The following is a 22,759-nucleotide window of genomic DNA, read 5'->3' on the forward strand; positions in this document are numbered from 1 at the left end:
GGAAGTTCCCGTCCTTGACTATTTTGGCTATTATCCCGGCGTCTTTGCGGTCGTTCTTGGTGGGGGAGTTACCTACTTCCTCTTTCCGCCTTTTGACGTGATAGGGGTTGACTATCACTACCGTATAGCCCTGCTCCTGGAGAAACCATGCTAAGGGTTTCCAGTAGTGGCCTGTGGGTTCCATGCCGATTACTACTTTTGTTGCCCTGGCTTTTTCTTTCGCTTCTTCCATTTTTGCCACTAGACGATAATAGCCTTCTTTGCTATTATGAAACTTGAAGGGTTTGACCACATCCAGTTCGATTTGGTTATAGATCCGTGCCCAGTGGTTGTGTTTGGCTACATCGATACCGACAATTATCACATCACCATGGACCAGTAATTTCTTTTGCACCTCATTCATTCGGTTTCTCGCCTCCTGGTTGGTTTGTTTGTTTTGGTCTATTATTTTTTTACCAGGAGGCTTTTTTATTGGCAACACCTACCTTACATCATTACAGGAATGCTCTCATCTTTGTTAAACTGGTAGCAGGCCTGTACCCAGCGGCTAAATTACCGTGTGAACCGAAGTCAATTGATACCGATCGCCACGGTATAAACACCATCCCCACCCCACCGGCCGGCCATCCCCGGCCAGGAGTACCTGCTCCAGCAAGAAGGCCGGCGAACCCGGCGCCACCCGTAAAGCCCGGGCCTCTTCGTCATTCAGGGATGTTACCTGTAAGATCATTTTGCTGCTTACAGGCAGGGCCGCGGCATGTTTCTCCACCATGTCCGGGAGCGCCTGGTACTGGAGCTCGTTCTCAAGGATAGGGCGTCCCCGGTCGTAACGGAGGTATTTACGGTCATAGGCCAGGGGCTCTCCCCCGGCTAAAAGGGAACGGCGGATATAGAGCACCTTCGTCCCTACCGGAACTTGTAATTTCCCCGCTGCCCTTTCCGGTGCGGGAACCAGCCTGGCTTCCAGCAGCCGGACACTGGAGGTTAACCCCCGCGCAGCCACCTCCTTGTGGAATTCTTCCATGACAAAAACAGCGCGGTCCAGCTCGGGCCGGGAGACAAAAGTACCTTTCCCTCGTTCAGTGCGAATGAGACCGGCCCTGGCCAGCTGGCTCAGGCTGCGGCGGACGGTCATGCGGCTTAACCCGTATTTTTCGCTCAGCTCCGCTTCGGAGGGTAAAGCCTCGCCCGGGCGGTATTCACCTAACCTGATCTGGCGTTCCAGGATTTGCGCGAGCTGATAGTAAGGAGGCACAAAAGAACTTTTGTCTATAGCCACGTGTTAACCCACCTCACTCAGGTAGGATAACCAGCTTAACAACCCTGGGTTCCAAGGAAGCTTTGTCGTTTATACAACTATTCTCCATTTATTTGATAATTCCTGCTTAAGGTAAACTAACATCAGCATTAATTTAGCTTAAGCCGAGCACTCGCTGCTGCTACGTTTTTTCTCTTGTGTTTTATTTATATATGTTGCTGTATAATGTATATGTATATTACAGAGGGAGGTATTAAAGCCATGGCTGTACGCACCCAGATTTACTTGCCAGAAGAACTTTATGAGCGCTTGCGAAGACGCGCGGTCATTACTGGTAAGTCCATGGCCGAACAAATCAGAGAATCGCTGGAACGCTACTTTACCGAAATAGAAGCCAACACCCCCAAACTTGAAGATCCTATCTGGCAATTAGGCGGCCGTATCCAGAGCCAGGATCACGATCTTTCCACCCGCCATGATGCTTATCTCTATCCCCGGAAAGGCCGGTAAACATGAAGCCCTTTTTGCTCGCCTTTATAAAATTAAAAGGCCCCGGCTAAGTCCAGGGGGCCTCTAGATCACTGTTATGGATAGGAGGCTTGCTTTTACCTGCGTCCCGGCAGGTTGCCGTTGTGGATTTCAAAGCTCCAGTTGAGGCCGTTATTGTTGTCCCAGTTGTTGGCGCTATCCTTGAAGCAGAGGTTCAGGCGGCTGCCGTCTTCCACCCGGATGTTTTTGACCCAGCCGTAGCCGGTACGCTCCATGCGGTAATCATAGATATTCTGCCAGTTATTGGCGTCCCCGTAACCGGTATGCATCCATACCTGGTCGGCGCCGCAGGCATCCAGGAGACCGTGGTAAAGGATGGTCACTTCGTCGCCGGCGGTAATGGGTACCGGGTCCACCACCACCCCGCCGGGATATTCGGCCGCCCGCATCTGTTGCAGGCGCGTCCCTTCATCACTCACAAAGCGGCTGCGGTTTTTATCGCCCAAATCTATTACCTCCCCAGGAAAAGTTGCTAAAATTAGTTTCCCTGGAGCCAGGCCGGGCTATGCAAAAACTGCTACTTTCTCGCCTGTCCGGTAATAGCGCTGCTCTAAGACACCAGGCGCGAAAAATGAGTTTAGAGATGCAGGTCGGTTCTTTAGGAACTTACCGTCTTTCCAACCAGTCTTTACTGGCATATTTCGCCCTTAACTCCTCCAATCGCCCTTTTTCCCCATCTGTCAGCTCTCCCCGTATAAATTCTAAGCCGTAGAGCCTGGTAAAGGCCCGGGCTATACCGGCCTTTATTTCCTCTCCTTCGACCCGGCGGCCTAAAATGTCCTCCAGGCCGCAGGCCTGGTGGTAAAATTTATCCTTGAGGCGCTGGCGTACGGCTTCCGAAGGCATTTTTAGGACGGCAAAAAGGTCGTCAACATTTAAGGCGATGACTATCGACCCGTGCTGGAGGACCACGCCCCCCTTACGTGTCTGGGCGCTGCCTACCAGCTTGCGGCCGCCACAGGTTATCTCATACCAGGAGGGGGCATCAAAACAGGCGGCCGAAGTATGCTCATCCTGGCCTCCTTTGCGGCCAGAGGCAATCTCCACTGGCGCTCCCAGCTCCCTTAACCCCAGGGCCAGGGCCTCCGCCAGGCGCAGGTAAGAAGGGCGAATCCCGCCAGTCATGAGGGGGTGGTCTTCCCGGGCCACCACGCTGTAGGTGACTTCATTATCATGGAGTACGGCCCGGCCGCCGGTTAAGCGGCGCACCAGCCCCAGCCCCCGCTCCCTGACAGCCACCACGTCGATTTCTTTCTCCAGTTGCTGGAAATAACCCAAGGAGATGGTTGGCGGCTGCCAGGCATAAAAACGTAAGGTTGGCGGCGTTTTGCCTTCCCGGTGCTCCAGCAGGATGGCCTCGTCCACGGCCATGTTGGTGTAAGGATCGGCCACACCGGTATCTAATAGCCGCCAGGTTTCCGCCGGCATAGATTTACCCCCCTGGTCCTGAACTGATTAGATCGCATTAATATTTCTTAAGGACATCATGATGACCGCAAGCTAGTAATACCAGAGTATCACCGGTCCGCTCAAAAATAACCCGGATACTAATGCTGGCATAGGCTTCCCAAAAGGGTGTTCCTTTAATACGGTGTATCTTAAGGGAAGGATGGCACGGGTTTTGAGCCAGGAAGCGTATGGTTTTCAACACGTGCTTTTGAGCTTCTTTGCTTAACTCTTGAAACTGTTCCAGGAAACTATCAGTCCTTATTATCTGAGGCATTCTCCAGTTCTCCTATTAATTCTTCAACACTGCCGTAAGCCTTAACTCGCCCTTCCGCCAGATGCTGCAAGCTCCGTTGCATCCTTTCCTGCCATTCCTCGCTCCAGAAATATTCCTGTTGCCTGGGGTGCCAGTCAACCGGGACAAGGCGAAGGCTGGTACCATCTTCGGCCAACTCTAAGCGTACATAATCACCCTCTTTAAGCCCCAGTTTCTTTGCCAGTTGACCTATACTGATAAGCATCCTCTTCTGCACTTGTTCAATTACTGCGTGTCCCCGCTCCATACCTGATACACCTCTTTTTACTTCCGTTTTTCTGTATTATAACAGATCCGGGAAATATAATCCCCATTAAAAACTGCACCCGGGGACTAATCTTAAATATTTACCCTGATATTGACATACTTCTCGCATAATGCTATCCTGTAAATAGATGGGAAAATATGTAATAATATTGCAGGTGTTGAAAATGCCTGAAAGAAGCAGCGACTGGCTGCGGCAAGCAGAAGCAGACTTAAGGCATGCCATTAATTCGTTTAACGCCGGGGATTTTGAATGGTCCTGTTTTGCCGCCCAGCAGGCGGCGGAAAAAGCAGTAAAAGCATTATTTCAAAAGTTGCACCTTGATGCCTGGGGTCATACCGTGTCCATTTTACTAGCAAATCTTCCTGCGGAAATTGCCGTACCCGGAAAATTGATTGAGCAAGCCAAAGTTATCGACAAGCATTATATCCCGGCCCGCTATCCGAATGGTTTTGAAATCGGAGCGCCCACCGATTTTTACACTGCGGGGGAGGCTGACACCGCCATCAAGATTGCAGGTGAAATCATTGAATTCTGTAAGAGTCATCTCAGTTGACGAAAATACTGTCAGAAATGCCCTGGAAGACCTGGCGGCAAGGTTGAAGTCAAGGCCGGAGGTACTGGCTGTTTACCTCTGCGGATCCTGGGCCAGGGGGAACTACACCCCTTATAGCGACATCGACCTTTTGATCCTGGTTACAAATGACGATAGAAAACCCTGGGATAGAGTACCGGATTATTTGCCCGGCAAATTTCCCGTGGGACTGGACCTTTTTGTGTATACTCCCGGTGAACTTAAAAACAGCCGTTTTGCCGGGGAGCTTTTAAAAAATGCCATCCAACTCTAGCCTTGCTATACACTCCCTATGCTTATGATTATCCCTAATAAGTGGCACAGCTTATTCTCCTGATTTAATAGGTTGATCCAGGGAGCCGAATAAAAACTGCCATGCCGATTTATAAGATTGCCGAAGTAACAAATATGGACCTTACAAAAACGAAGTTAATGCTAAGGGATATTGAAAGACGTTTACTTAATAAATTACGCTCGAGCAAGTAAGCAGCATCCCTCCTCCCTTACTACCGGGTATAAGCTTCGGTAAAATGCGTTTTATTAGGTATAGATCGAGTAAAAGCCGGCAGCCCCGTGCCTGCCGGCTTGTTCATCTTTCGCCAGGGACAACTACTTTCCCTGCCAGCGTAAGACCGAGTTCCTGGCGGCGCCGACTTCGTCCAGGCGCCGCACCGGAGGTGTTACGAGGCGCCTATCTTTCCGAATAGGCGGAAAGGCTATTGGCAATCTTAACAATTTCTTCGGCAGTATAGGCTCCCTCAATTCTGTAAGTGACTCCTTGCTCATGCCAGATTAATAGGGTTTGGCCGCTTTTGTTCGAAAGTAGATTGGCCTCCACACCTCGAACTTCTATTTTCTTGACTTTTGTATCATCAGCATCATAGCCGATCCCCACTCCTCTGTTGCTACTTATCCCGCTTTCCTTTATCTTTAATATCCCCGTATTACCCATATAGACGAAGGTAACTTCCATAAGGGGTTTGTTACCGGAAAGAGAAATACTCGTTAAAACAGTTCCTTCCGGCAGATACCCGGGAATCAATAACGCAAAAGGTAACCTGGACCGGGCCTCATCCAGGGATACTTTTTCTTCCTTCCCGATGTCCGGGGCTGGGACTGGGACTGAGGCTCCAGGGTTCTGTTCTGCACTGTACCTCTCCGCAATATTATAAAGCCTGTCTTTAACTAAGTATTCCAGCCTTTTTACTAGCACTATACTAATGGCCGTGGCTTTGGTAGGGAAAACTAAATAGGCAGATAAGACCATAATTAACGTCACACCAGCAACTAGAGCTGCTGCCCTGAACCCTCCCTTAACGCGCCTCAATTTATTTAGCCCCAAAGCCTTCCGTACCCTCTCCCTGGCCTCGGGAGGTACTTCTTGCTCTTCTATTTCCTCACGGATAGCAGTTCTAATTAATTTATCCAGTTCGTGATCAGTTAACACTATTAATTCCCTCCTTTGCTTGAGAGCCGGCCAAATTCTCTACTTATCAGCATTTTCCGCAGTCTTTCCCTGGCCCTGCTTAATCTGGACTTAACTGTACCCAAAGGAATTTCAAGAAGGAAAGCTATTTCCTCCACTTCCATTTCGGTGTAATATTTTAAAATCAAAACTTCTTTGAACTCCATGGGCAGCTCGCTGATGGCTTCTTTTAAGTCCTGCACTATTTCCCGGTCTTCTAATAACTTTTCCATATTCTGCCAGCAATAATTATCACGAACCCGGGCTATGTCATCGGGATTCAAGGGGACAACCTTTTTAGATTGATTATAGTTTGCCCTGGCCACATTGAGGGCTATGGCAACCAGCCAGGCACCGATTTTGGCTGGGTCGCGTAACTGGTGATACTTCTCAAATGCTATCATGAAGGTTTCCTGAGCTACTTCTTCTGCTGCAGCCGGGTCACGAGTCAGGGAGAGGGCGCAGCGATATACACGGTCAAAGAAGGATTCGTAAATAATCTGCTGTATTTCGGGAGAGCATACGGTTTTATGTTTCTTAAATAGCATTTCATTACCTCCCCGACTCATAAGACAAGAATGTGAGAACTTTTATATTTAATTATAACACATTTATGGTATAATAGCTAGATAATGGAAAGAATGGTGGTAAAAATAGATAGAAATATTGCCGTCAAGTACTTTAAAAATTAAATCGGGGTGCTTTGGACCCCGATGGCGTTAAAAACTATTTTCCTCAGCAACCTTTGATAAAAAATATGGAAGCTCGAGCTTACTGGATTTTGATACTGGCAGTATATGAAATTGTCTCTTCGGCTACTGCTCCATCCCGGGCCAAGTGAAGACCCTTGGCTCGATAATAATATCCGCGTTGCACGGGGTAGTAATATACTCCCTCCACATAAGAAGTAAAGTAATCCTCAAAAGGATAAGAAATAACATCCACCCAGTTATATCCATCCCATTTCTGCAGATATATTCTCACGGCAATATAGTCTACTGCTGATTGGGTAGTAGTATAACCTTCAAGCATAACTTTAGCTTCACTACCAACCTGAGAAATTTGACTACCATAGAAGGCGATTAATTGTAAACTTTCAATACCGATTCCGGATTTTTCTTCTGCAGGAGGAGAAGGCAATGCGTTTTGGGCAAACGAAGGATTACTAATCAGTCCAAAAGACCACAAAAGGATAGCAAGTATTACTATTAATGGCATTTTTCTCGATAACATCATTCATTCCCCCTTGATAATTTCGTCGTTATTTAGATAAAAATAAACGCTGTTAGGTTCCCATAATATTTATTACGAAAAAAAACGAAAATCATCCTGTTTTAGCGGGAACCTACGGGTATGTTTTGGGTTAGGGCCAGGGTGTAGCTGCTTCCCAGCATCAGTTTAATCACCTGTTCTCCTGATGTTTAGGTGCCTTTTTCCTTCACTTTCTGGCAGCACTCCTCTCTAACTACTGGGACTAGCAACTTCCAATGATTTGGCCCATCCTTTCTTGAGAACCGGATCATAGTAAATAAAGTAAATTTTGAACGGTTGGGGTTGTCCGGAATTGCTTCTTTTTCTAAATGCTAAACTGGTGAAACCTTGTTCAAAAGAGGTTGCATGCAGCACCCATGCAAAACGTTCTTCACTATTTTTGACCCAGTTGTATTCTGGGTAATCTTTTAAAACATTGTCGATAATATCATAAGGTAAGGATATAACGGTATGCAGTTTGTTTACACTTTGCATGGTGCCCGCATATGTCCAGTACTCTCTATCAGGAATAATCAGGATATATGGTGGATAATAAAGTTTGTTCTCATCTTCTAGACGCTTTTGCGGACGCAGTTCCCAAAAGACCGCTACTTCTATCGCCTGTTTCATTTCGTCCTGATACTCATCATCTGAACGACCGTAGTTTATGAGGCCAAAATAGGAACGATATTTGCAAACAGAATTAAAGGAATAAACTTTAGCATCGAATAAAATGTCCTCCGGCTGGGGAATGGTATTGGTGGCAGAGCAGCCGCCTAAGCAGAAAAGGCTTGTTAAAAAAATTGTTGTAACAATAATAACCTGAAGAAACAATAATAAGTTTCTTGGCATATTATATTTCTTTCCCTCCCACAGCAAAGCGAGCCACATTAGCTCAACTTATGATAATAAATAGCAAGTGGTAACCCCTAGTTAAAGCCTTTACCTTTATTTAAACTGGGGTTACCACTAGCTTAGATAATTAAATTATTTTTCATTCTTTTTAAAGTCAGAATTAATACGGTGTAAATACATAGGCATATGGTGCAACTGCATTCCATCTATTTTCTAGCTTATTAAATTGCCAACTAATGCCGATATATGAAATTCCTGTTATAGAAACAGAGGTTGTCTCCCAAGTGTGAGCCATTTCTTGCCAAACTGACATCTCTTGACCCGGTTCCTGAGGAGTAAAGTAAATCCCCAGATAGCCTGAATCCCAGTTATAATCGTAGGTTCCATCAGACATTTTGTAACCATAATCTTGTTTAGTATAACCAACACCGTATGAACTGCTTTTACTAGGTGTGCTGTAAGATGTACGGTTAGCGTGTGTGTCATATACATCGAAGGTCTGTGTAACCCTATTTATACCACGCGAAAAAGCAATCCCAAAACCATCATATCCCCCAATATTCACTCCAACCCCTGGCTGTGCAGGCCAAGGGTTTGGGAAATCTGACTGCCAGTATGCAGGATCTTTCCAAAAGAAATGTACACCAGCATACCAATAACCTGTCTCAGTATCTTTTAGAGCAAAGGCCGTTGGAAGCCATATAGCATAGTCAGGATTACTTTGAATTGTAATTTCATCACCATTATTATTCCTGATATATCCCTTTGCGGGAAAAACACCTATTTTTGCTAGTTTGTTCAGCGCATCTACATGAGTAATTTCTTTCTCATGCACTTTACGCATGACACTGTGGATTTGTTGGAACCGGGCCTCTAATTCCTCCTGTGTAAAATCCTTATCTAATTTAGGCTTAGAAGATTCATTCGAGGCAACGGCCAGTGTAGGCATTAGAAGCAATAAACAAGTTAAAAGTGTTACCACTCTAAAGAGTCGTTTCATTACCTTATACCCCCGTTTTAAATTATAGAGTCTTCTGGACCAACACCAATGAGATGTTCTTACCTCTTTCTAGTACGATAACGGTCAGAGGATTCTTCCTCCCAATACATGCTCCCACACTACCATTGATTAACTTAATATTGGCTTAACCATGCCCTTCAATCAATTCTGAACAACCTTCTGGCACCTCCCTTCCGACCGATAAGTTGTCCCCCTTCTATAAATTAAGATAAAAATTAAGGCCTGTTGGTTCCCATAAAAATATTATTTTTTAGTTCCCGCCTCTGGCTCCGCTGCAAAATATCAGGTTGAAACCGGACTGGCTTTGGCTGGAGTAGTTAGAAAAAGTTATTGAAGTCCTCAAGATCTTAGCGGTTTTTTGCGACATAGAAGGAGCAAAGCCGGCAGCTCCGTGCCTGCCGGCTTGTTCATCTTTCGCCAGGGACAACTACTTTCCCTGCCAGCGTAAGACCGGGTTCCTGGCGGCGCCGACTTCGTCCAGGCGCCGCACCGGGGTGTTATGGGGCGCGCTGTGGAGGAGGTCCGGATTGGCGACTGCCTCTTTGCTGATAGCTATCAAAGCATCGCAGAAGGCATCCAGGGTTTCCTTGGGTTCTGTTTCCGTGGGCTCAATCATCATGGCCTCCGGAACAATCAAGGGGAAGTAGATGGTCGGCGCGTGGAAGCCGTAGTCCAGGAGGCGTTTGGCGATATCCAGGGTATGAACGCCGGCGTCATTAACCTTTTTGAGCGGGGCGATGACAAACTCATGCTTGCACACCCGGTCGAAGGGCACCTTGAAGTATGGCCTGAGCCGCGCCAGCATGTAGTTGGCGTTTAAAACGGCCTGCTCGCTGGCTTCCTTTAGGCCGGGAGCTCCCAGGGTACGGATATAGGTGTAGGCCTTGATCAAAACGCCGAAGTTGCCGTAGAAGGAACGTACCTGGCCGATGCTCTGGGGCCGGTCGTAATCCAGGTAATACTGGCCGGCTTCGTTGCAAGCCACCACCGGTACCGGCAGGAAGGGCGCCAGGTGCTTTTTCACCCCCACCGGGCCGCTACCGGGTCCGCCGCCCCCGTGGGGGGTGGAGAAGGTCTTGTGGAGGTTCAAGTGCACCACATCAAAGCCCATATCCCCCGGCCGGGTAATACCCATAATGGCGTTCAGGTTGGCGCCGTCATAATAGAGGAGCCCGCCGGCCGCGTGGACCAGGGCGGCCATGGCTTCAATATCGCTTTCAAAAAGGCCCAAAGTGTTGGGATTGGTCAGCATAAGGGCCGCCGTCCGGGGGCCGACGGCCGCCTGCAGGGCTTCCAGGTCTACCAGGCCCCGCTCGTCCGATGGTATCTGGACTACTTCCAGGCCGGCCATGGCGGCGCTGGCTGGATTGGTCCCATGGGCGGAATCCGGTACCAGCACCTGGCGGCGTTCCAGATCGCCGCGGCTCTGATGATAGGCGGCAATAATGGCCAGGCCGGTATACTCGCCGTGGGCCCCGGCGGCCGGCTGCAGGGTAACGGCGTCCATACCGGTGATTTCCGCGAGATACTCCTGCAGGTTGTACATGAGTTCCAGGGCGCCCTGGGCCGCCTCAACCGGCACCAGGGGGTGCAGGCTGGTGAACCCGGGTAAACTGGCGGCCGCTTCATTGACCTTGGGGTTGTATTTCATAGTGCAGGAGCCCAGGGGGTAAAAGCCGGTATCCACCCCATAGTTCATGCTCGACAGGTGGGTAAAATGGCGGACGACTTCCACTTCGCCCAGCTCCGGCAGGGCGGCATCAGCCCGGCGGCGGGCCGCTTCCGGGAGGTAATCTTCTACCTTCCCCGGCACGTCGCACTCCGGCAGGGTATAACCCCGCCGGCCCGGAGCCCCCAGTTCAAAAAGTAACGGTTCCGTCCTCATGCCAGTATCCCTCCCATGGCCGCTACCAAAGCGTCAATTTCGGCCCTGGTCCGCACTTCCGTGACGGTAAAAAGCATGGCGCCTTTGATTTCCGGGTAATAAGGACTTAAGTCAAAACCGGCGGCAAAACCCTGATCCGCCAGGCCCCGGGCCACATCCCCTGGCCCCAGTTTCGTCTTCAGGACAAACTCGCAGAAGAAGGGGCCATGAAAGACCGGCGTCACCCCGGGCAGGGCGGCCAGCCTGTCGTAGGCGTAGTGGGCCTTCAGCAGGCACTGGCGGGCCACTTGCTTCAGGCCCTCCTTACCCAGGGCCGCGAGATATATGGTGGCTGCCAGGGCGCAGAGGGCTTCATTGGAGCAGATGTTGGAAGTAGCTTTCTCGCGGCGGATATGCTGCTCCCGGGCCTGGAGGGTCAGGACAAAGGCCCGTTTGCCTTCGACATCCGTGGTCTGGCCGACGATGCGGCCCGGCAGCCGCCGTACCAGCTTCTCCCGGGCGACGATAAAGCCCAGGTAAGGGCCGCCGAAGTTCAGGGGATTACCCAGGCCCTGGCCCTCGCCCACGGCCAGGTCGGCGCCGTATTCCCCCGGTGCCGCCAGCAGCCCCAGGGAAATGGGATCCACGACGGCAATGCTTAAAGCCCCGGCCTGATGGGCCAGTTCCGTTGCCGCGGCCATGGGTTCAATTTGACCAAAGAAATTGGGATTCTGCAGGACAACCCCGGCAACGTCCTTCCCGGCCATTTTTTCCAGGGCAGCCAGGTCCGTCCGGCCATCGGCCAGGGGTATCTCTATAAGCTCTACTCCCTGGCCTTTGGTATAGGTGGCCAGGACGGCCCGGTACTGGGGATTGACGGCCCGGGAAACTAAAATCTTCTGGCGCCGGGTGGCGTTGCAGGCCACCAGGGCTGCCTCGGCTGTGGCCGTAGCCCCGTCGTAATGGGACGCCGTGGCTACATCCAGGCCCGTCAGCTCGCACATTAATGATTGAAATTCAAAAATGGCCTGTAAAGTCCCCTGGCTGATCTCCGGCTGGTAGGGCGTGTAGGCGGTATAAAACTCCGACCTGGCCAGGAGGTTGCCAACAACGCTGGGAATGTAGTGCTCATAGGCACCGGCGCCCAGGAAGGAGATCAGTCTTTTATTTTTCCCGGCCAGTTCCTCCAGGTGGCGCCAGACCTCGGCTTCCGCCATGGGCCGGGGGAGATTGAGGTCCCGGCCCAGGCGGACAGTCGCCGGTATGTCGTTAAAAAGCTCTTCCATCCGGTTGGCCCCGCAGGCCGCCAGCATCTGCTGCCGTTCCGCTGCCGTGGTGGGAATGTACGTCATCCCCCTACTCCCCCTTCTCCTCCTTCACCAGTTGCCGGTAAGCACCGGCATCCATCAGGTTTTCCACTTCAGCCGGGTCATTCATTTCCAGCTCAATCATCCAGCCCTTGCCGTAAGGGTCGGCGTTGATGTCCTGGGGTGAATCCAGGAGGGCTTCATTGACGGCGACGACTTTACCGCCTACCGGTGCGTAGACATCGGAGGCCGACTTGACGGACTCGACGACGCCAAAGCTGTCACCGGCAGCCAGCTCGTCGCCTACCTGGGGTAACTCGACAAAGACGATATCTCCCAAAGATTCCTGGGCGTAGTCGGTAATGCCGATGCGGGCGCGGTTGCCCTCAACTTCCACCCATTCATGATCCTTACTGTAATACAGGTTAGCAGGGAATTCCATGTTCCCATTCCTCCTTCTTACTTTTTGGTCCGGCGGTAGAAGGGGAGATCCACCACCACGGCGCGGTGCAGGCGGCCGCGGATGCTCACCTCTACTTCGGCGCCGGCGCTAACAGTTCCTGCCGCCACCAGGGCCAGGGCAATATTTTTCCCTAAAGTTGGGGCATAGGAACCGGAAGTAACATAACCAATTTCCCGGCCACCTGCCAGGACGGGGTACTCCGGCCGGGGGATGCCCCGGTCAACCATGGCCAGGCCCACCAGCCGGCGTTTTAGGCCGGCTTCTTTTTGCGCCGCCAGGGCTGCCCGGCCGTTGAATTCACCCTTCGCCAGGCAGACGAAGCGGCCCAGGCCCGCCTCCAGGGGGCTGATGGCCGGGCCCAGCTCATGGCCGTAAAGGGGCAGGGCTGCTTCGAGGCGCAGGGTATCCCGGGCCCCCAGCCCGGCTGGCACCAGGCCCGCTTTTTGGCCTGCGGCCAGGAGCCGGCGCCAGATGGCGGGGGCGTTACCCGCAGCAAAATAGATCTCGAAACCATCTTCCCCCGTATAACCGGTGCGCGAAATCAGGCAATCCACCCCCAGCACCCGGCCCCTGGTCCAGCGGTAATAGCCCAGGGGAGCAAGTTCCACATCCGTGAGGGGCTGGAGGATGGCCAGGGCCCGGGGACCCTGGAGGGCCAGCTGGGCCGTGGCCGGGGAAATATTGCTTACCTCCACTTCCAGGCCGGCGGCGTTCTCCCGGATCCAGGCAAAGTCCTTATCAATATTGCCGGCGTTGACTACCAGCAGGTACCCGCCTTCCCCCCAGGGATAGACCAGGAGGTCGTCGACAACACCGCCGTCCGGGTAACACATGGGACTGTAAATCACCCGGTCGCCAGTAGCCCGGGCGGCATCGTTGGTGATTAATTTTTGGACCAGGTTAAAGGCATCCGGTCCTTTAATGACAATCTCTCCCATGTGGGAAACATCGAAGAGGCCGGCACAGTTACGCACCTGCTGGTGTTCTTCGATAATGCCGGTGTATTGGACGGGCATCAGCCAGCCGCCGAATTCGACCATCCTGGCCCCGGCAGCTATATGCTCTTCATATAGAGGTGTCTTTTTTAACTCCGCCACTTAATCCACCTCGCTTTGTTAGTATGTCTATTATGTCCAAATAAAAAAGCCATCGCCGCATCATGCGGTGATGGCCTCTGTCCTGGTACCTGAGAGATTAGGCAGCTGCCTGCCTTCCCCTTTGGTGTTCCTTAAAGCCAGGCTTTAAGGAAGCTCTCCAGAGTTGGGTCCGGGAGCGGTACTTTTGCCTGAGAGGTTCCTTCCCCCGTCACCCGCCCGGGGGAAATTGCTCCTTCGGCGCCCTTGAGGGGGTCTCTTCCACTCCCTTCATCCGCCCGGTATGCAGTTTTATTTTCAAGTTATTATATTCTATTCGTCCTGCAGGTGTAAATTCCTGCCGCCCGAAAAAATTTTTCAGGTAATTTTTCCTTGAACTTTATGCTGTCTTGCCTGTGCTAATGTTCGCGAAGAGGTAGCTGGCGGAAGGCTTGCTCCACCAGCCTCCGGGCTGTAGGGCAGGCAGCTACCCCGCCGGTACCGGTTTCCCGTAATGATGCCGGCAGGGCGCGGCCCACCTGGACCATGGCGGCTATTACCTCGTCAAAGGGTAGATAGCACTGGACACCGGCCAGGGCGATGTCGGCTGCCGCCAGGGCCTGAGCCGCCCCGGTGGCGTTGCGCATGACACAGGGTATCTCCACCAGGCCACCCACCGGGTCACAGACCAGGCTCATCAGGCTCTGGAGGCTAATTGACCATAACTTACCCCGCGACAATCCTGGTCCCAGAACGGCCGGCTACGGCCTCGGCAGCCCTGGCCAGGGAGCCGATGGGGTGGTTTTGCCACCCCTACTAAACCAGCACCGTTCAAGGCGCTGTTGCCCTGAGCATTAAAGGCTTGCCAGGTGTAATTTAAAACAAATACTTATACCCCTTATAAGCAGCCCAAACAAGGTCTAAAATGCCATTTTCTAAATCAGCATCAGCCCTGCCAGAGGCATCAAACATTACCTTCAATACCCTGCCGCCAACCCGGAGCTTAAAGACAGGTTCCTCCCCGCCTGCTAACAAGAGGAAACCGTTGTTCTGGCTGTTCGTAAAATCTTCTTCCCTCCAGAAAAGAGTTAATTTATCTTTATATGGAGCGCCGTCATAGGGGCAGAATGTCGCGCAGTTGCCGCATTCATTGCACATGCCGTCCACATGAATGATCTGGTTTGAATTCCTGTAAACACCATGAGCGGTTTTAACGGCAACGTTGGCCCTGTTGGGGCAGACTTCCACACAAATATTGCAGGCAAAACTGCACTCCAGGCAGCGCCCAGGTTCTTCTCGTAAGTCCTGGCCGGGGGATTGCAGGATTCCTTTTTTCCACTTGATCTCCTGCAGCCTCTTTCCCTCGTCAAAAGATGGCCTGAGGCCGGCGTCCTGCAAGCCGCCTTCCCTGGCAAGAATGGCCCCGGCAACCTTACGGCCATCGGCAATAGCCTCCACTATTGTGCCCGGACCGCGCAGGGCATCGCCGCCGAGAAAAACATTTTCAACATTTGTTTCATTGGTAGCGGGATTAATGGCAATTTCCCCTTGCGCGTTAACCTCTATACCGTTCTTCTGCAGAATACTATAGTCCACACCCTGGCCGATGGCAGAGATAACGGCATCAACTTCCATATTTTCAAATTCACCCTCTAGAGGAACTACACCCATCCTTCCTGAGGCATCCGGTTCGCTAAGTTTCATCTTTTGACACTGCAGTACACCTTCCGACCAGGAGTACGGGGACAAAAGCTCCTTCAAAATTATGCCCTCCGCCAGGGCAGCTTTGAGCTCTTCCCTGCTCGCCGGCATATACTCTTTCGTTCTCCTGTAGACTATATAAACTCTTTCTACGCCTTCCACCCTCAGGGCCGCCCTCGCGGCATCCATAGCCACGTCCCCTCCGCCGATGACGGCCACCTTTTTCCCCAGCTGCACAGTCTTCCTGCCCGCTTTAAACTTCTCCAGGAATTCAATAGCGCTCACTACTTTTTCTGCGCCGCTCTTTAGATCCAGGGCTTTAGCTTCTCCCGCCCCTATCGCCAGGTACACGTATTTATAGCCGTCCCTTTTTAGCTGCTCGACGGAAAAGTCCGGATCGGCGCCCAGCTTAAATTCGACGCCCGTCCCCTTAATCAGCTCCAGATCGTTTGCAATTGCTTCCCTTGCCATCCGGAAAGGCGGGATAATATACTCGACGGTACCACCGGGCTTTTCCCTTTGGTCAAAGATGGTGACACCCATGCCGGCCTTTGCTAGAAAATAACCCGCAGCCAGGCCCGAAGGACCAGCCCCGATAATTGCCACCCTGGGTGTTTTTCTCGCGGTCGCCTGCCCATCTCTTTGCTCATGAGGCCGGCAGCCGTTTTCGGCAGCCACCTTCTTTATGGCGCGAATGAGAACCGGCTCATCATAGTCCAGGCGTGTGCACTTGGCGGCGCAGTGCTGGGTACAAATCGTTCCCGTGATAAAGGGCAGCGGGTTTTTTTCAATTATAAGTTCATACGCCTCGCGATACCTTTTCTCTCCCACCAGCCTGATATACTCCGGGATGTCCTGGCCAATAGGGCAGCCAACGGTACACGGCGCTATAAAGCAATCCGTTAAGGGTAATTTCTTGACTAACTTCCGGCTCCTGACCCCTCTTTTTTCCTTCAGGTAATCGGGAGCTTTAAAGGCGCCGGCCGCAAGTTCGGCGAGCTTTTCCACATCTACAGTATCTGTTGCCCTGTCCTGCAGGTGAGATTCCAGTTCCCCGGCAATTTGCTGCAACCTTAGATAGCCTCCAGGCTTTAAGAGCGTCGTTGCTACGGTAATGGGCCATATTCCCGTTGCGAAGATGCGAACAATGTTAAAAGCATCTCCTCCTCCGGCGTAGGAAATTTTCAGCCGGCCGGCAAATTCCGCAGCCAGCCTGGAGGCAAGATTAATGGTCAACGGGTACAGGGCCCGGCCTGAGAGATACATTTCTTCGCCCGGCAATTCGCCTTTTGTGTTTTTTACCGGCAGGGTATTGGAAAGTTTTACGCCAAAACCCCTTTCCTGTTCCTGAGCAAACCCTTGCAGCCTCTTTAATAAGGCGAGGCCATCTTCATATTGCAGGTCGTGGCTAAAAGACTCCTCTTGCAGGCGGATGTAATTATAACCCATCCTGGCCAGGGCATCTTTTACAAATTCATAGCCCAGCAGGGTCGGATTCAGCTTGACAAAAGTATGCAGTTTTTTCTCAGCCAGGAGATACCGGCAAATGGTTTCTATTTCTGCCGGCGGGCAACCGTGCATAGTCGAAAGGGTGACGGAATTACATATGTTTGGTGAGATACTGTCGATAAATCCTTCATCCACCGCCGCAAACCTTTCAATTTCTTCCTTTAGCACCGTCTTGCATTCCTGGAATATCGCGGTATTTGAGGCGTCCTTGAGCCCCTCTATGAATTGATCAACTTTGGGAGATTTTATCCCCTTTAAGTCATAGCCAACGCTCATATTGAAAATGAAGCCCCGCTGGTCCGAACCCCACAGTTCCTTTTGCAAAATGTGCAGCAAAAACCATGCCTTGACATACTCTTCCAGGGCTTCCTCAATGGCCAGTTCGGTTGACCATTCCACATTATAACATTCATCCGCTGCGTCGATACATGGCTTCGGAATGTCCAATTGGTCAAGCACCTGCACCGTCTTCAGCTCAAAAAACCTGCCGCCGGATAGAAAAGCAGCGACTATATTCTGTGCCAGCTGCGTATGGGGACCGGCAGCCGGTCCAATGACGTTCTCCAGGTATTCTCCAAATAATTGCAGGTAGACGGCCCTTCTCCTCTTGAAAAATTTTTCCTGCGGTAGGCCAAAAATGCTGCCGTATCTCTCTTTTTCTGCAAGTACCCAGTTTAAGAGTTTCCTGAACGGCATCGGACGCATTACGCTACCCATGCGCTATCCCCCCATAATGAAAATGCAATCCAGTCCCAACTAAAAAATCTGCTTACCTGATAACATTTTTTGAAAAGCCGGGCGTTGCCGCCACCTTATCTTTCCTCCCGGTCGTAAGGAATGGACAGGGCACCGGGGGCGCCGATGTGTTTCACCAGGGTCTGGCGGGTGGCAATGATCAGGACCACCAGGGTCAGGATATAGGGTAACATCTTTAAGAAAAAGGAAGGAATGGCGATTTTGGTGGCCGCCTGCAGGGTATAGGTCAGGGCATCCACGCCGCCAAAGAGATAGGAACCAAGGAGCGCTTTAACAGGGTCCCAGACGGCAAAAATAACCAGGGCCACGGCAATCCAGCCCCGGCCGGCCGTCATGTTCTCCAGCCAGCTGGGGGCATAGGCCAGGGAAAGAAAGGCGCCGCCGGCCCCGGCCAGCATGCCGCCAATGATGACGTAGAAATAGCGCAGGGCAAAGACATTGACCCCCAGGGCGTCGGCCGCCGCCGGGTTCTCCCCCACGGCTCGTAAATTCAGGCCCGGCCGGGTACGGTAAAAATAGTACCAGAGTAACGGTACTAGAATATAGGTCAGGTAAACCAGAGGGTCATGGCGGAATAAGACCGGACCAATAAGGGGGATATCCACCAGGAAGGGTATGGCCACGGGCTTGAAGCTTAAGGGCAGGGGAATACCAACATAGGGTTTGCCCAAAAAACCGCTTAAACCGGTACCAAACATGGTCAGGGCCAGGCCGGTTACCACCTGGTTGGCCCTCAGGGTGATGGTCAAAAAGGCAAAGATGGCTGCCATCAACCCGGCCGCCAGCAGGGCCACCAGGAAGCCCAGCCAGGGGTTACCCGTGCGCACCGCTACCATGAAGCCGGTCACAGCTCCCACCAGCATCATGCCTTCCACCCCCAGGTTTAAAACTCCAGCCCGCTCGGCCAGGATTTCCCCCAGGGCGGCATAAAGGATGGGCGTACCGGCAGTTATGGCTGCAGCCAGGGTGGCGATCCAGACAGAATTTTCCATATTATTTTCCCTCCTTACGGCCAAAGTGCAGGCGGTAGCGGGTTAAAATCTCGCCTCCCAGGACAAAGAAAAGGATGGCTCCCTGGAGCATGGATACCGTCGCCGCCGGCACGCCGGAAGTCTGGACGCTGTAACCCCCGACAATGAGGCCGCCAAAAAGGAAAGATACCAGGATGATGGTCGCCGGGTGGAGTTTGGCCAGCCAGGCAATAATAATGGCCGTATAACCATACCCCGGGGAAATACCGTGCTGCAGGCGGTGGGTAATGCCCGCCACCTCGCTCATGCCGGCCAGGCCGGCCAGGGCGCCGCTCAACAGCATGACCAGGATAATATTGCGCTCAATTTTAATCCCTGCATAGCGGGCGGCCCGGGGGCTTTCACCAATAACCCGGATTTCGTAGCCCCAGCGGGTACGCCAGAGAATAATGGTCAGCATAATAGCAGCCAGCAGGGCAAAAATCAGACCAAGGTGGACGCGAGTGCCGGCAATGGTCGGCAGGATTGCCGCCTTGCTGAAGGGTGCGGTCAGGGGGAAATTAAATCCTTTGGGGTCCTTCCAGGGTCCGTAAACCAGGTAATCCACCCAGAGGATGGCCACATAGTTTAACATTAAAGTAGTAATGACTTCATTTACACCCCACCTGGCTTTGGGCAATGCCGGCAACACGGCCCAGAGGCCGCCCATAGCGATACCGGCTACAAACATGGCCGGTAGCATGAGGTAGGCCGGCAGGTGGGGAAAGTAAAGGGCTACAAAGCTGGCGCCAAAGGCGCCCATATAAAATTGTCCTTCCGCCCCTATATTCCACAGGAGCATGCGGAAGGCTACGGAAACGCCCAGGCCCGCCAGCATCAAAGGGATGGCCTTGACGACGGTTTCCGACAGGCCGTACTTGGAGCCAACGACGCCATAAAGCATGCTCTGGTAGACCTTTAAGGGGTTAAATCCTGTCGCTGCCAGGAAGATGGCCCCCACCCCCAGGGCCAGGATGACGGCAATGACAGGAACTATCACCGCCATGACCCGCGAGGGCTCGAGGCGTTTTTCCCAGGTGATCAGGGGTGCCGGGGCCGGCCCCGGTAAGGAAGATCCAACCATCAGGCACTAACCTCCATTCTTTTCGCTCCGGCCATCATCAGGCCTAACTCCTCAACGCTGGCCTCTTCGGCAGCCACCAGGCCCATAATTTCACCTTCATACATGACGGCAATGCGGTCGGCCAGGCGGAAAAGCTCTTCCAGGTCTTCGGAGATTAAGAGGATGGCCGTCCCGGCAGCCCGTTGCTCCAGGAGCAGCCGGTGCACTGTTTCGGTGGCGCCGACATCCAGGCCCCGGGCCGGGTAAACGGCTACCAGGAGGCGCGGCCGGGTGGAAATCTCCCGTGCCAGGAGCAACCGCTGCAGGTTGCCGCCGGACATCATCTTCACCGGGGCATCCAGGCCGGCCATCTTGACCTGAAAGCGTTCCACCAGCTCCCTGGCCCACTGGCGCGCCGCCCGCCTGTTGAGGAGGGCCCGGCCCCAGCGGGGGTGGCGGTATTCCTTGAGGAGCAGGTTATCGACAGCCCCCAGGTTGGGTACCAGACCCATGCCCAGGCGATCCTCGGGTATATAACCCACCCCGGCGTTAATTACCCGGCAGGGATCGCACTGGCCTAACTCCTGGCCGGCGACGGTAATAGTGCCACCCTGGCAGGGTCTTAAACCCGCAATAACCTCTGCCAGCTCGCGCTGGCCATTACCGGCCACCCCGGCTATACCAAGGATCTCGCCGGCATAAACTGCCAGATTTATGCCCCTTAAGGCCGGCAGGCCTTTATCGTTTAAGGCCTTTAAATTCTTTATCTCCAGGACTTTATCGCCTTTCCGGGCTGCAGGTTTATTCACCTGCCATAAGATCTCCCGGCCGACCATCATCCGGGCCAGTTCCTTCTCGTTTGTTGCGCTTTTTTTGACGGTGGCTACGGTTTTACCGCCCCGTAAAATCGTAATGGTGTCGGCAGCATCCATAACTTCCTGCAGTTTATGGGTAATAAAGATTACGGCGCAGCCCCGGGCGGCCATCTTCTTCAGCGTCTGGTACAGGTCCCGGGCTTCCTGGGGGGTCAAAACCGCCGTCGGCTCATCCAGGATCAACACCCGGGCATGGCGATACAAAAGCTTAATAATCTCCACCCGCTGCTGTTCGCCTACCGAAAGCTGCCAGATACGGGCCTGGGGATCTACCCGGAGTCCATATTCTTTAGAAAGGGCGGCTATCTCCCCGGCCAGCTTATTTAAGTTGAGTTTGAGGCCACCCTTTAAGCCTAAGGCCACGTTTTCCGTCACCGTAAAGGGCGCCACCAGGCGGAAATGCTGGTGGACCATGCCGATGCCCGCCGCAATGGCATCCCGGGGTGAACGGAAATTCGCCCTCTGACCATTTATATAGATTTCACCACCATCGGGCCGGTACAGCCCGGTAAGGATGCTCATGAGGGTGCTCTTACCGGCCCCGTTTTCCCCCAGCAGGGCATGAATTTCCCCCGCCTGGACGGATAGATTAACCCCGTCGTTGGCCACCACACCGGGGAAAACCTTGGTTATTCCCCGCATCTCTACCAGGGGTACTGCCATAAAAAAATGCCTCCCTCAAAACCTTCTCGCTTATAATTCGCTCTGTGAAGGCGAATTCCTGCTCTAAAATATAATTTATAATTAAATTTTGGCTATATTAGTATTGTATCACTTAACTCCCGGCTTATAGTTAAGGCCGTGGAAATAAATTCCACGGCCTCCTGGCTTAACGCGCTCCTTTTATTTCGGGATCTCGCCTTCTACACCTTCGACAAACCAGTTAAAACCGAGGACATCTTCGTGGCTCATCTTCTGGCCTTCCTGTACCCGGATTTTGCCGCTCTGGTCCTTGATGGGACCCTGGAAGACGTAGAACTTACCGTCAATAATCTCCTGCTTCTTCTGATTTACCAGGTCGCGAACCTCCTGGGGTACCTTGTCACTGAAGGGACCCAGGTCAACAATACCGTCTTTCATGGTCCCGTAGTAGTCTTCTGATTTCCATGTCCCGTTCTTGACGGCTTCCACTGTTTTAACATAGTACGGGCCCCAGTTCCAGATTGGCGATGTCAGGTTGGCATTGGGGGCGAACTGGCGCATGTCACTGTTATAGCCAATACCGTATTTGCCGCGCTCCTGGGCCGCCTGCTGGGGCCCGGGCGTATCCTGGTGCTGGGCAATGACATCGGCGCCCGCATCTAAAAGGCTCAGGGCTGCCTGCTTTTCGGCTGCCGGGTCGTACCAGGTATTGGTCCAGACTACCTTTACCTTGACGTTGGGGTTAACTGAACGCGCCCCCAGGGTAAAGGCGTTGATGCCGCGGATCACTTCCGGAATGGGATGGGCCGCCACATAACCCAGGATATTGGACTTGGTCATTTTGCCGGCCACCATGCCCGAGAGATACCGGGGTTCTTCCATGGCACCAAAGTAAGTGCCGACATTCTTGGCCGTCTTATAGCCGGAGCAATGCAAAAAGACCATGTCGGGATACTTTTCGGCCACTTTAATGACGTAATCCATATAACCAAAGCTGGTGGCAAAGATTACCTTATTACCCTTTTCCGCCAGTTCCGTTAAAACCCGCTCCACGTCAGCCCCTTCGGGGACGCTTTCCATATAAGTATTGGCGTCCACCCAAGGTAACTTCTCAGCCAAATACTTGCGGCCCTGGTCATGGGCCCAGGTCCAGCCAGCGTCGCCCACGGGTCCCACGTAAATAAAGGCTACCTTAAACTTCTCGTCTTTAGCCTGCCCACCGGCCGCCGGCTTTTCCCCACCCTTGCTGTCACCGGCGGGCTTCTGGCCGCCGCAGCCGGCGGCAGCTACCGCTACCACCAGGGCCAGCAGTAGCACTAGTATGAAACGCCATCCTTTGCGCATCATGGGTCCACAGCTTCCATTCGAAGCTGTGGATTTACACCTCCTCCCTTAAATTTTCCCGCGCTGTACTCAGAAGCTGACATACCTTAGCCCGCGCGACACCCCTCCCTCTTTCAGTATTCTTCAGGGCAATTCATTCCCGGTAATATTTC

General features: G+C 52.6%; 24 protein-coding genes and 2 riboswitches. Of the genes, 3 read left to right on the top strand and 21 right to left on the bottom strand.

Features of this window, described 5'->3' with window-relative positions:
- Both MOST_RS15640 and MOST_RS15645 read right to left on the bottom strand, forming a co-directional pair.
- Window positions 1-403, bottom strand: a 403-nt coding sequence (locus MOST_RS15640; RefSeq protein ID WP_129588656.1) for an IS110 family transposase, incomplete at its 3' end; no start/stop codon positions are given.
- Window positions 404-547: 144 nt separating this feature from the next.
- Window positions 548-1,279, bottom strand: a complete 732-nt coding sequence (locus tag MOST_RS15645; RefSeq protein WP_054936611.1) for a GntR family transcriptional regulator — start codon at window positions 1,277-1,279, stop codon at window positions 548-550.
- Window positions 1,280-1,519: 240 nt separating this feature from the next.
- On the opposite strand from MOST_RS15645, the gene MOST_RS15650 reads away from it, so the two are divergent.
- A complete protein-coding gene (locus tag MOST_RS15650; protein WP_054936612.1) occupies window positions 1,520-1,768 on the top strand; it encodes a ribbon-helix-helix domain-containing protein in 249 nt (82 codons plus the stop codon).
- 95 nt (window positions 1,769-1,863) lie between these two features.
- On the opposite strand, the gene MOST_RS15655 is transcribed toward MOST_RS15650, so the two are convergent.
- The 4 genes from MOST_RS15655 to MOST_RS15670 form a co-directional block, all read right to left on the bottom strand.
- The gene (locus MOST_RS15655) at window positions 1,864-2,253 is read right to left on the bottom strand and encodes a carbohydrate-binding protein (protein WP_106007225.1); all 390 of its coding nucleotides are present in this window, start codon (window positions 2,251-2,253) and stop codon (window positions 1,864-1,866) included.
- Between the two features lie 160 nt (window positions 2,254-2,413).
- On the bottom strand, window positions 2,414-3,235 hold the full coding sequence (lipM, locus tag MOST_RS15660; protein ID WP_054936613.1) for an octanoyltransferase LipM: 822 nt from the start codon (window positions 3,233-3,235) through the stop codon (window positions 2,414-2,416).
- 37 nt (window positions 3,236-3,272) lie between these two features.
- On the bottom strand, window positions 3,273-3,530 hold the full coding sequence (locus MOST_RS15665; RefSeq protein ID WP_054936614.1) for a type II toxin-antitoxin system RelE/ParE family toxin: 258 nt from the start codon (window positions 3,528-3,530) through the stop codon (window positions 3,273-3,275).
- Window positions 3,508-3,816, bottom strand: a complete 309-nt coding sequence (locus tag MOST_RS15670) for an AbrB/MazE/SpoVT family DNA-binding domain-containing protein (RefSeq protein WP_054936615.1) — start codon at window positions 3,814-3,816, stop codon at window positions 3,508-3,510. The genes MOST_RS15665 and MOST_RS15670 overlap by 23 nt, the downstream gene beginning before the upstream one ends.
- Before the next feature lie 184 nt (window positions 3,817-4,000).
- On the opposite strand from MOST_RS15670, the gene MOST_RS15675 reads away from it, so the two are divergent.
- Window positions 4,001-4,390 carry a HEPN domain-containing protein gene (locus MOST_RS15675; RefSeq protein WP_054936616.1) on the top strand — a complete coding sequence of 130 codons (390 nt, stop codon included), beginning with the start codon at window positions 4,001-4,003 and terminating at the stop codon, window positions 4,388-4,390.
- Window positions 4,362-4,682, top strand: coding sequence for a nucleotidyltransferase domain-containing protein (locus MOST_RS15680; RefSeq protein ID WP_161952867.1), 321 nt, complete (start codon window positions 4,362-4,364; stop codon window positions 4,680-4,682). Before MOST_RS15675 ends, MOST_RS15680 begins: the two co-directional genes overlap by 29 nt.
- 417 nt (window positions 4,683-5,099) lie before the next feature.
- Here MOST_RS15680 and MOST_RS15685 read toward each other — a convergent pair whose 3' ends face one another.
- From MOST_RS15685 to MOST_RS15755, 15 genes are all read right to left on the bottom strand, one after another.
- Window positions 5,100-5,855 carry a DUF4367 domain-containing protein gene (locus tag MOST_RS15685; RefSeq protein WP_054936617.1) on the bottom strand — a complete coding sequence of 252 codons (756 nt, stop codon included), beginning with the start codon at window positions 5,853-5,855 and terminating at the stop codon, window positions 5,100-5,102.
- Between the two features lie 2 nt (window positions 5,856-5,857).
- Window positions 5,858-6,421, bottom strand: coding sequence for an RNA polymerase sigma factor (locus MOST_RS15690; RefSeq protein ID WP_054936618.1), 564 nt, complete (start codon window positions 6,419-6,421; stop codon window positions 5,858-5,860).
- A gap of 223 nt (window positions 6,422-6,644) precedes the next feature.
- On the bottom strand, window positions 6,645-7,109 hold the full coding sequence (locus MOST_RS15695; protein ID WP_161952868.1) for a hypothetical protein: 465 nt from the start codon (window positions 7,107-7,109) through the stop codon (window positions 6,645-6,647).
- A gap of 225 nt (window positions 7,110-7,334) precedes the next feature.
- A complete protein-coding gene (locus MOST_RS15700; RefSeq protein ID WP_129588709.1) occupies window positions 7,335-7,976 on the bottom strand; it encodes a hypothetical protein in 642 nt (213 codons plus the stop codon).
- Between the two features lie 163 nt (window positions 7,977-8,139).
- Window positions 8,140-8,979, bottom strand: coding sequence for a hypothetical protein (locus MOST_RS15705; protein ID WP_054936621.1), 840 nt, complete (start codon window positions 8,977-8,979; stop codon window positions 8,140-8,142).
- Between the two features lie 448 nt (window positions 8,980-9,427).
- Window positions 9,428-10,885: an aminomethyl-transferring glycine dehydrogenase subunit GcvPB gene (gcvPB, locus tag MOST_RS15710; protein ID WP_054936622.1), complete on the bottom strand. Its 1,458-nt coding sequence runs from the start codon at window positions 10,883-10,885 to the stop codon at window positions 9,428-9,430.
- Window positions 10,882-12,216: an aminomethyl-transferring glycine dehydrogenase subunit GcvPA gene (gene gcvPA, locus MOST_RS15715; protein WP_054936623.1), complete on the bottom strand. Its 1,335-nt coding sequence runs from the start codon at window positions 12,214-12,216 to the stop codon at window positions 10,882-10,884. Before gcvPA ends, gcvPB begins: the two co-directional genes overlap by 4 nt.
- 4 nt (window positions 12,217-12,220) lie before the next feature.
- Complete coding sequence (gcvH, locus tag MOST_RS15720) at window positions 12,221-12,613, bottom strand: glycine cleavage system protein GcvH (RefSeq protein ID WP_054936624.1); 393 nt, start codon at window positions 12,611-12,613, stop codon at window positions 12,221-12,223.
- 17 nt (window positions 12,614-12,630) lie between these two features.
- Window positions 12,631-13,731, bottom strand: coding sequence for a glycine cleavage system aminomethyltransferase GcvT (gene gcvT / locus MOST_RS15725; protein ID WP_054936625.1), 1,101 nt, complete (start codon window positions 13,729-13,731; stop codon window positions 12,631-12,633).
- 75 nt (window positions 13,732-13,806) lie between these two features.
- A riboswitch (glycine riboswitch) is annotated at window positions 13,807-13,894 on the bottom strand.
- Window positions 13,895-13,897: 3 nt separating this feature from the next.
- A riboswitch (glycine riboswitch) is annotated at window positions 13,898-14,002 on the bottom strand.
- A 124-nt stretch (window positions 14,003-14,126) separates the two neighbouring features.
- Entirely contained in the window at window positions 14,127-14,405 is a 279-nt protein-coding gene (locus MOST_RS15730; RefSeq protein WP_054936626.1) for an L-serine ammonia-lyase, iron-sulfur-dependent, subunit alpha, read from the bottom strand.
- Between the two features lie 178 nt (window positions 14,406-14,583).
- On the bottom strand, window positions 14,584-17,634 hold the full coding sequence (gene ygfK / locus MOST_RS15735; protein WP_054936627.1) for a putative selenate reductase subunit YgfK: 3,051 nt from the start codon (window positions 17,632-17,634) through the stop codon (window positions 14,584-14,586).
- Window positions 17,635-17,729: 95 nt separating this feature from the next.
- Entirely contained in the window at window positions 17,730-18,665 is a 936-nt protein-coding gene (locus MOST_RS15740; RefSeq protein ID WP_054936628.1) for an ABC transporter permease, read from the bottom strand.
- 1 nt (window position 18,666) lies between these two features.
- Window positions 18,667-19,767: an ABC transporter permease gene (locus MOST_RS15745; RefSeq protein WP_054936629.1), complete on the bottom strand. Its 1,101-nt coding sequence runs from the start codon at window positions 19,765-19,767 to the stop codon at window positions 18,667-18,669.
- Window positions 19,767-21,284 carry an ABC transporter ATP-binding protein gene (locus MOST_RS15750; RefSeq protein WP_054936630.1) on the bottom strand — a complete coding sequence of 506 codons (1,518 nt, stop codon included), beginning with the start codon at window positions 21,282-21,284 and terminating at the stop codon, window positions 19,767-19,769. Before MOST_RS15750 ends, MOST_RS15745 begins: the two co-directional genes overlap by 1 nt.
- A gap of 180 nt (window positions 21,285-21,464) precedes the next feature.
- Window positions 21,465-22,610, bottom strand: coding sequence for a BMP family ABC transporter substrate-binding protein (locus MOST_RS15755; protein ID WP_054936631.1), 1,146 nt, complete (start codon window positions 22,608-22,610; stop codon window positions 21,465-21,467).
- Window positions 22,611-22,759 lie beyond the last annotated feature (149 nt).

Source organism: Neomoorella stamsii, from assembly GCF_002995805.1.
In the GTDB taxonomy this organism is placed as follows: domain Bacteria; phylum Bacillota; class DSM-521; order Neomoorellales; family Neomoorellaceae; genus Neomoorella; species Neomoorella stamsii.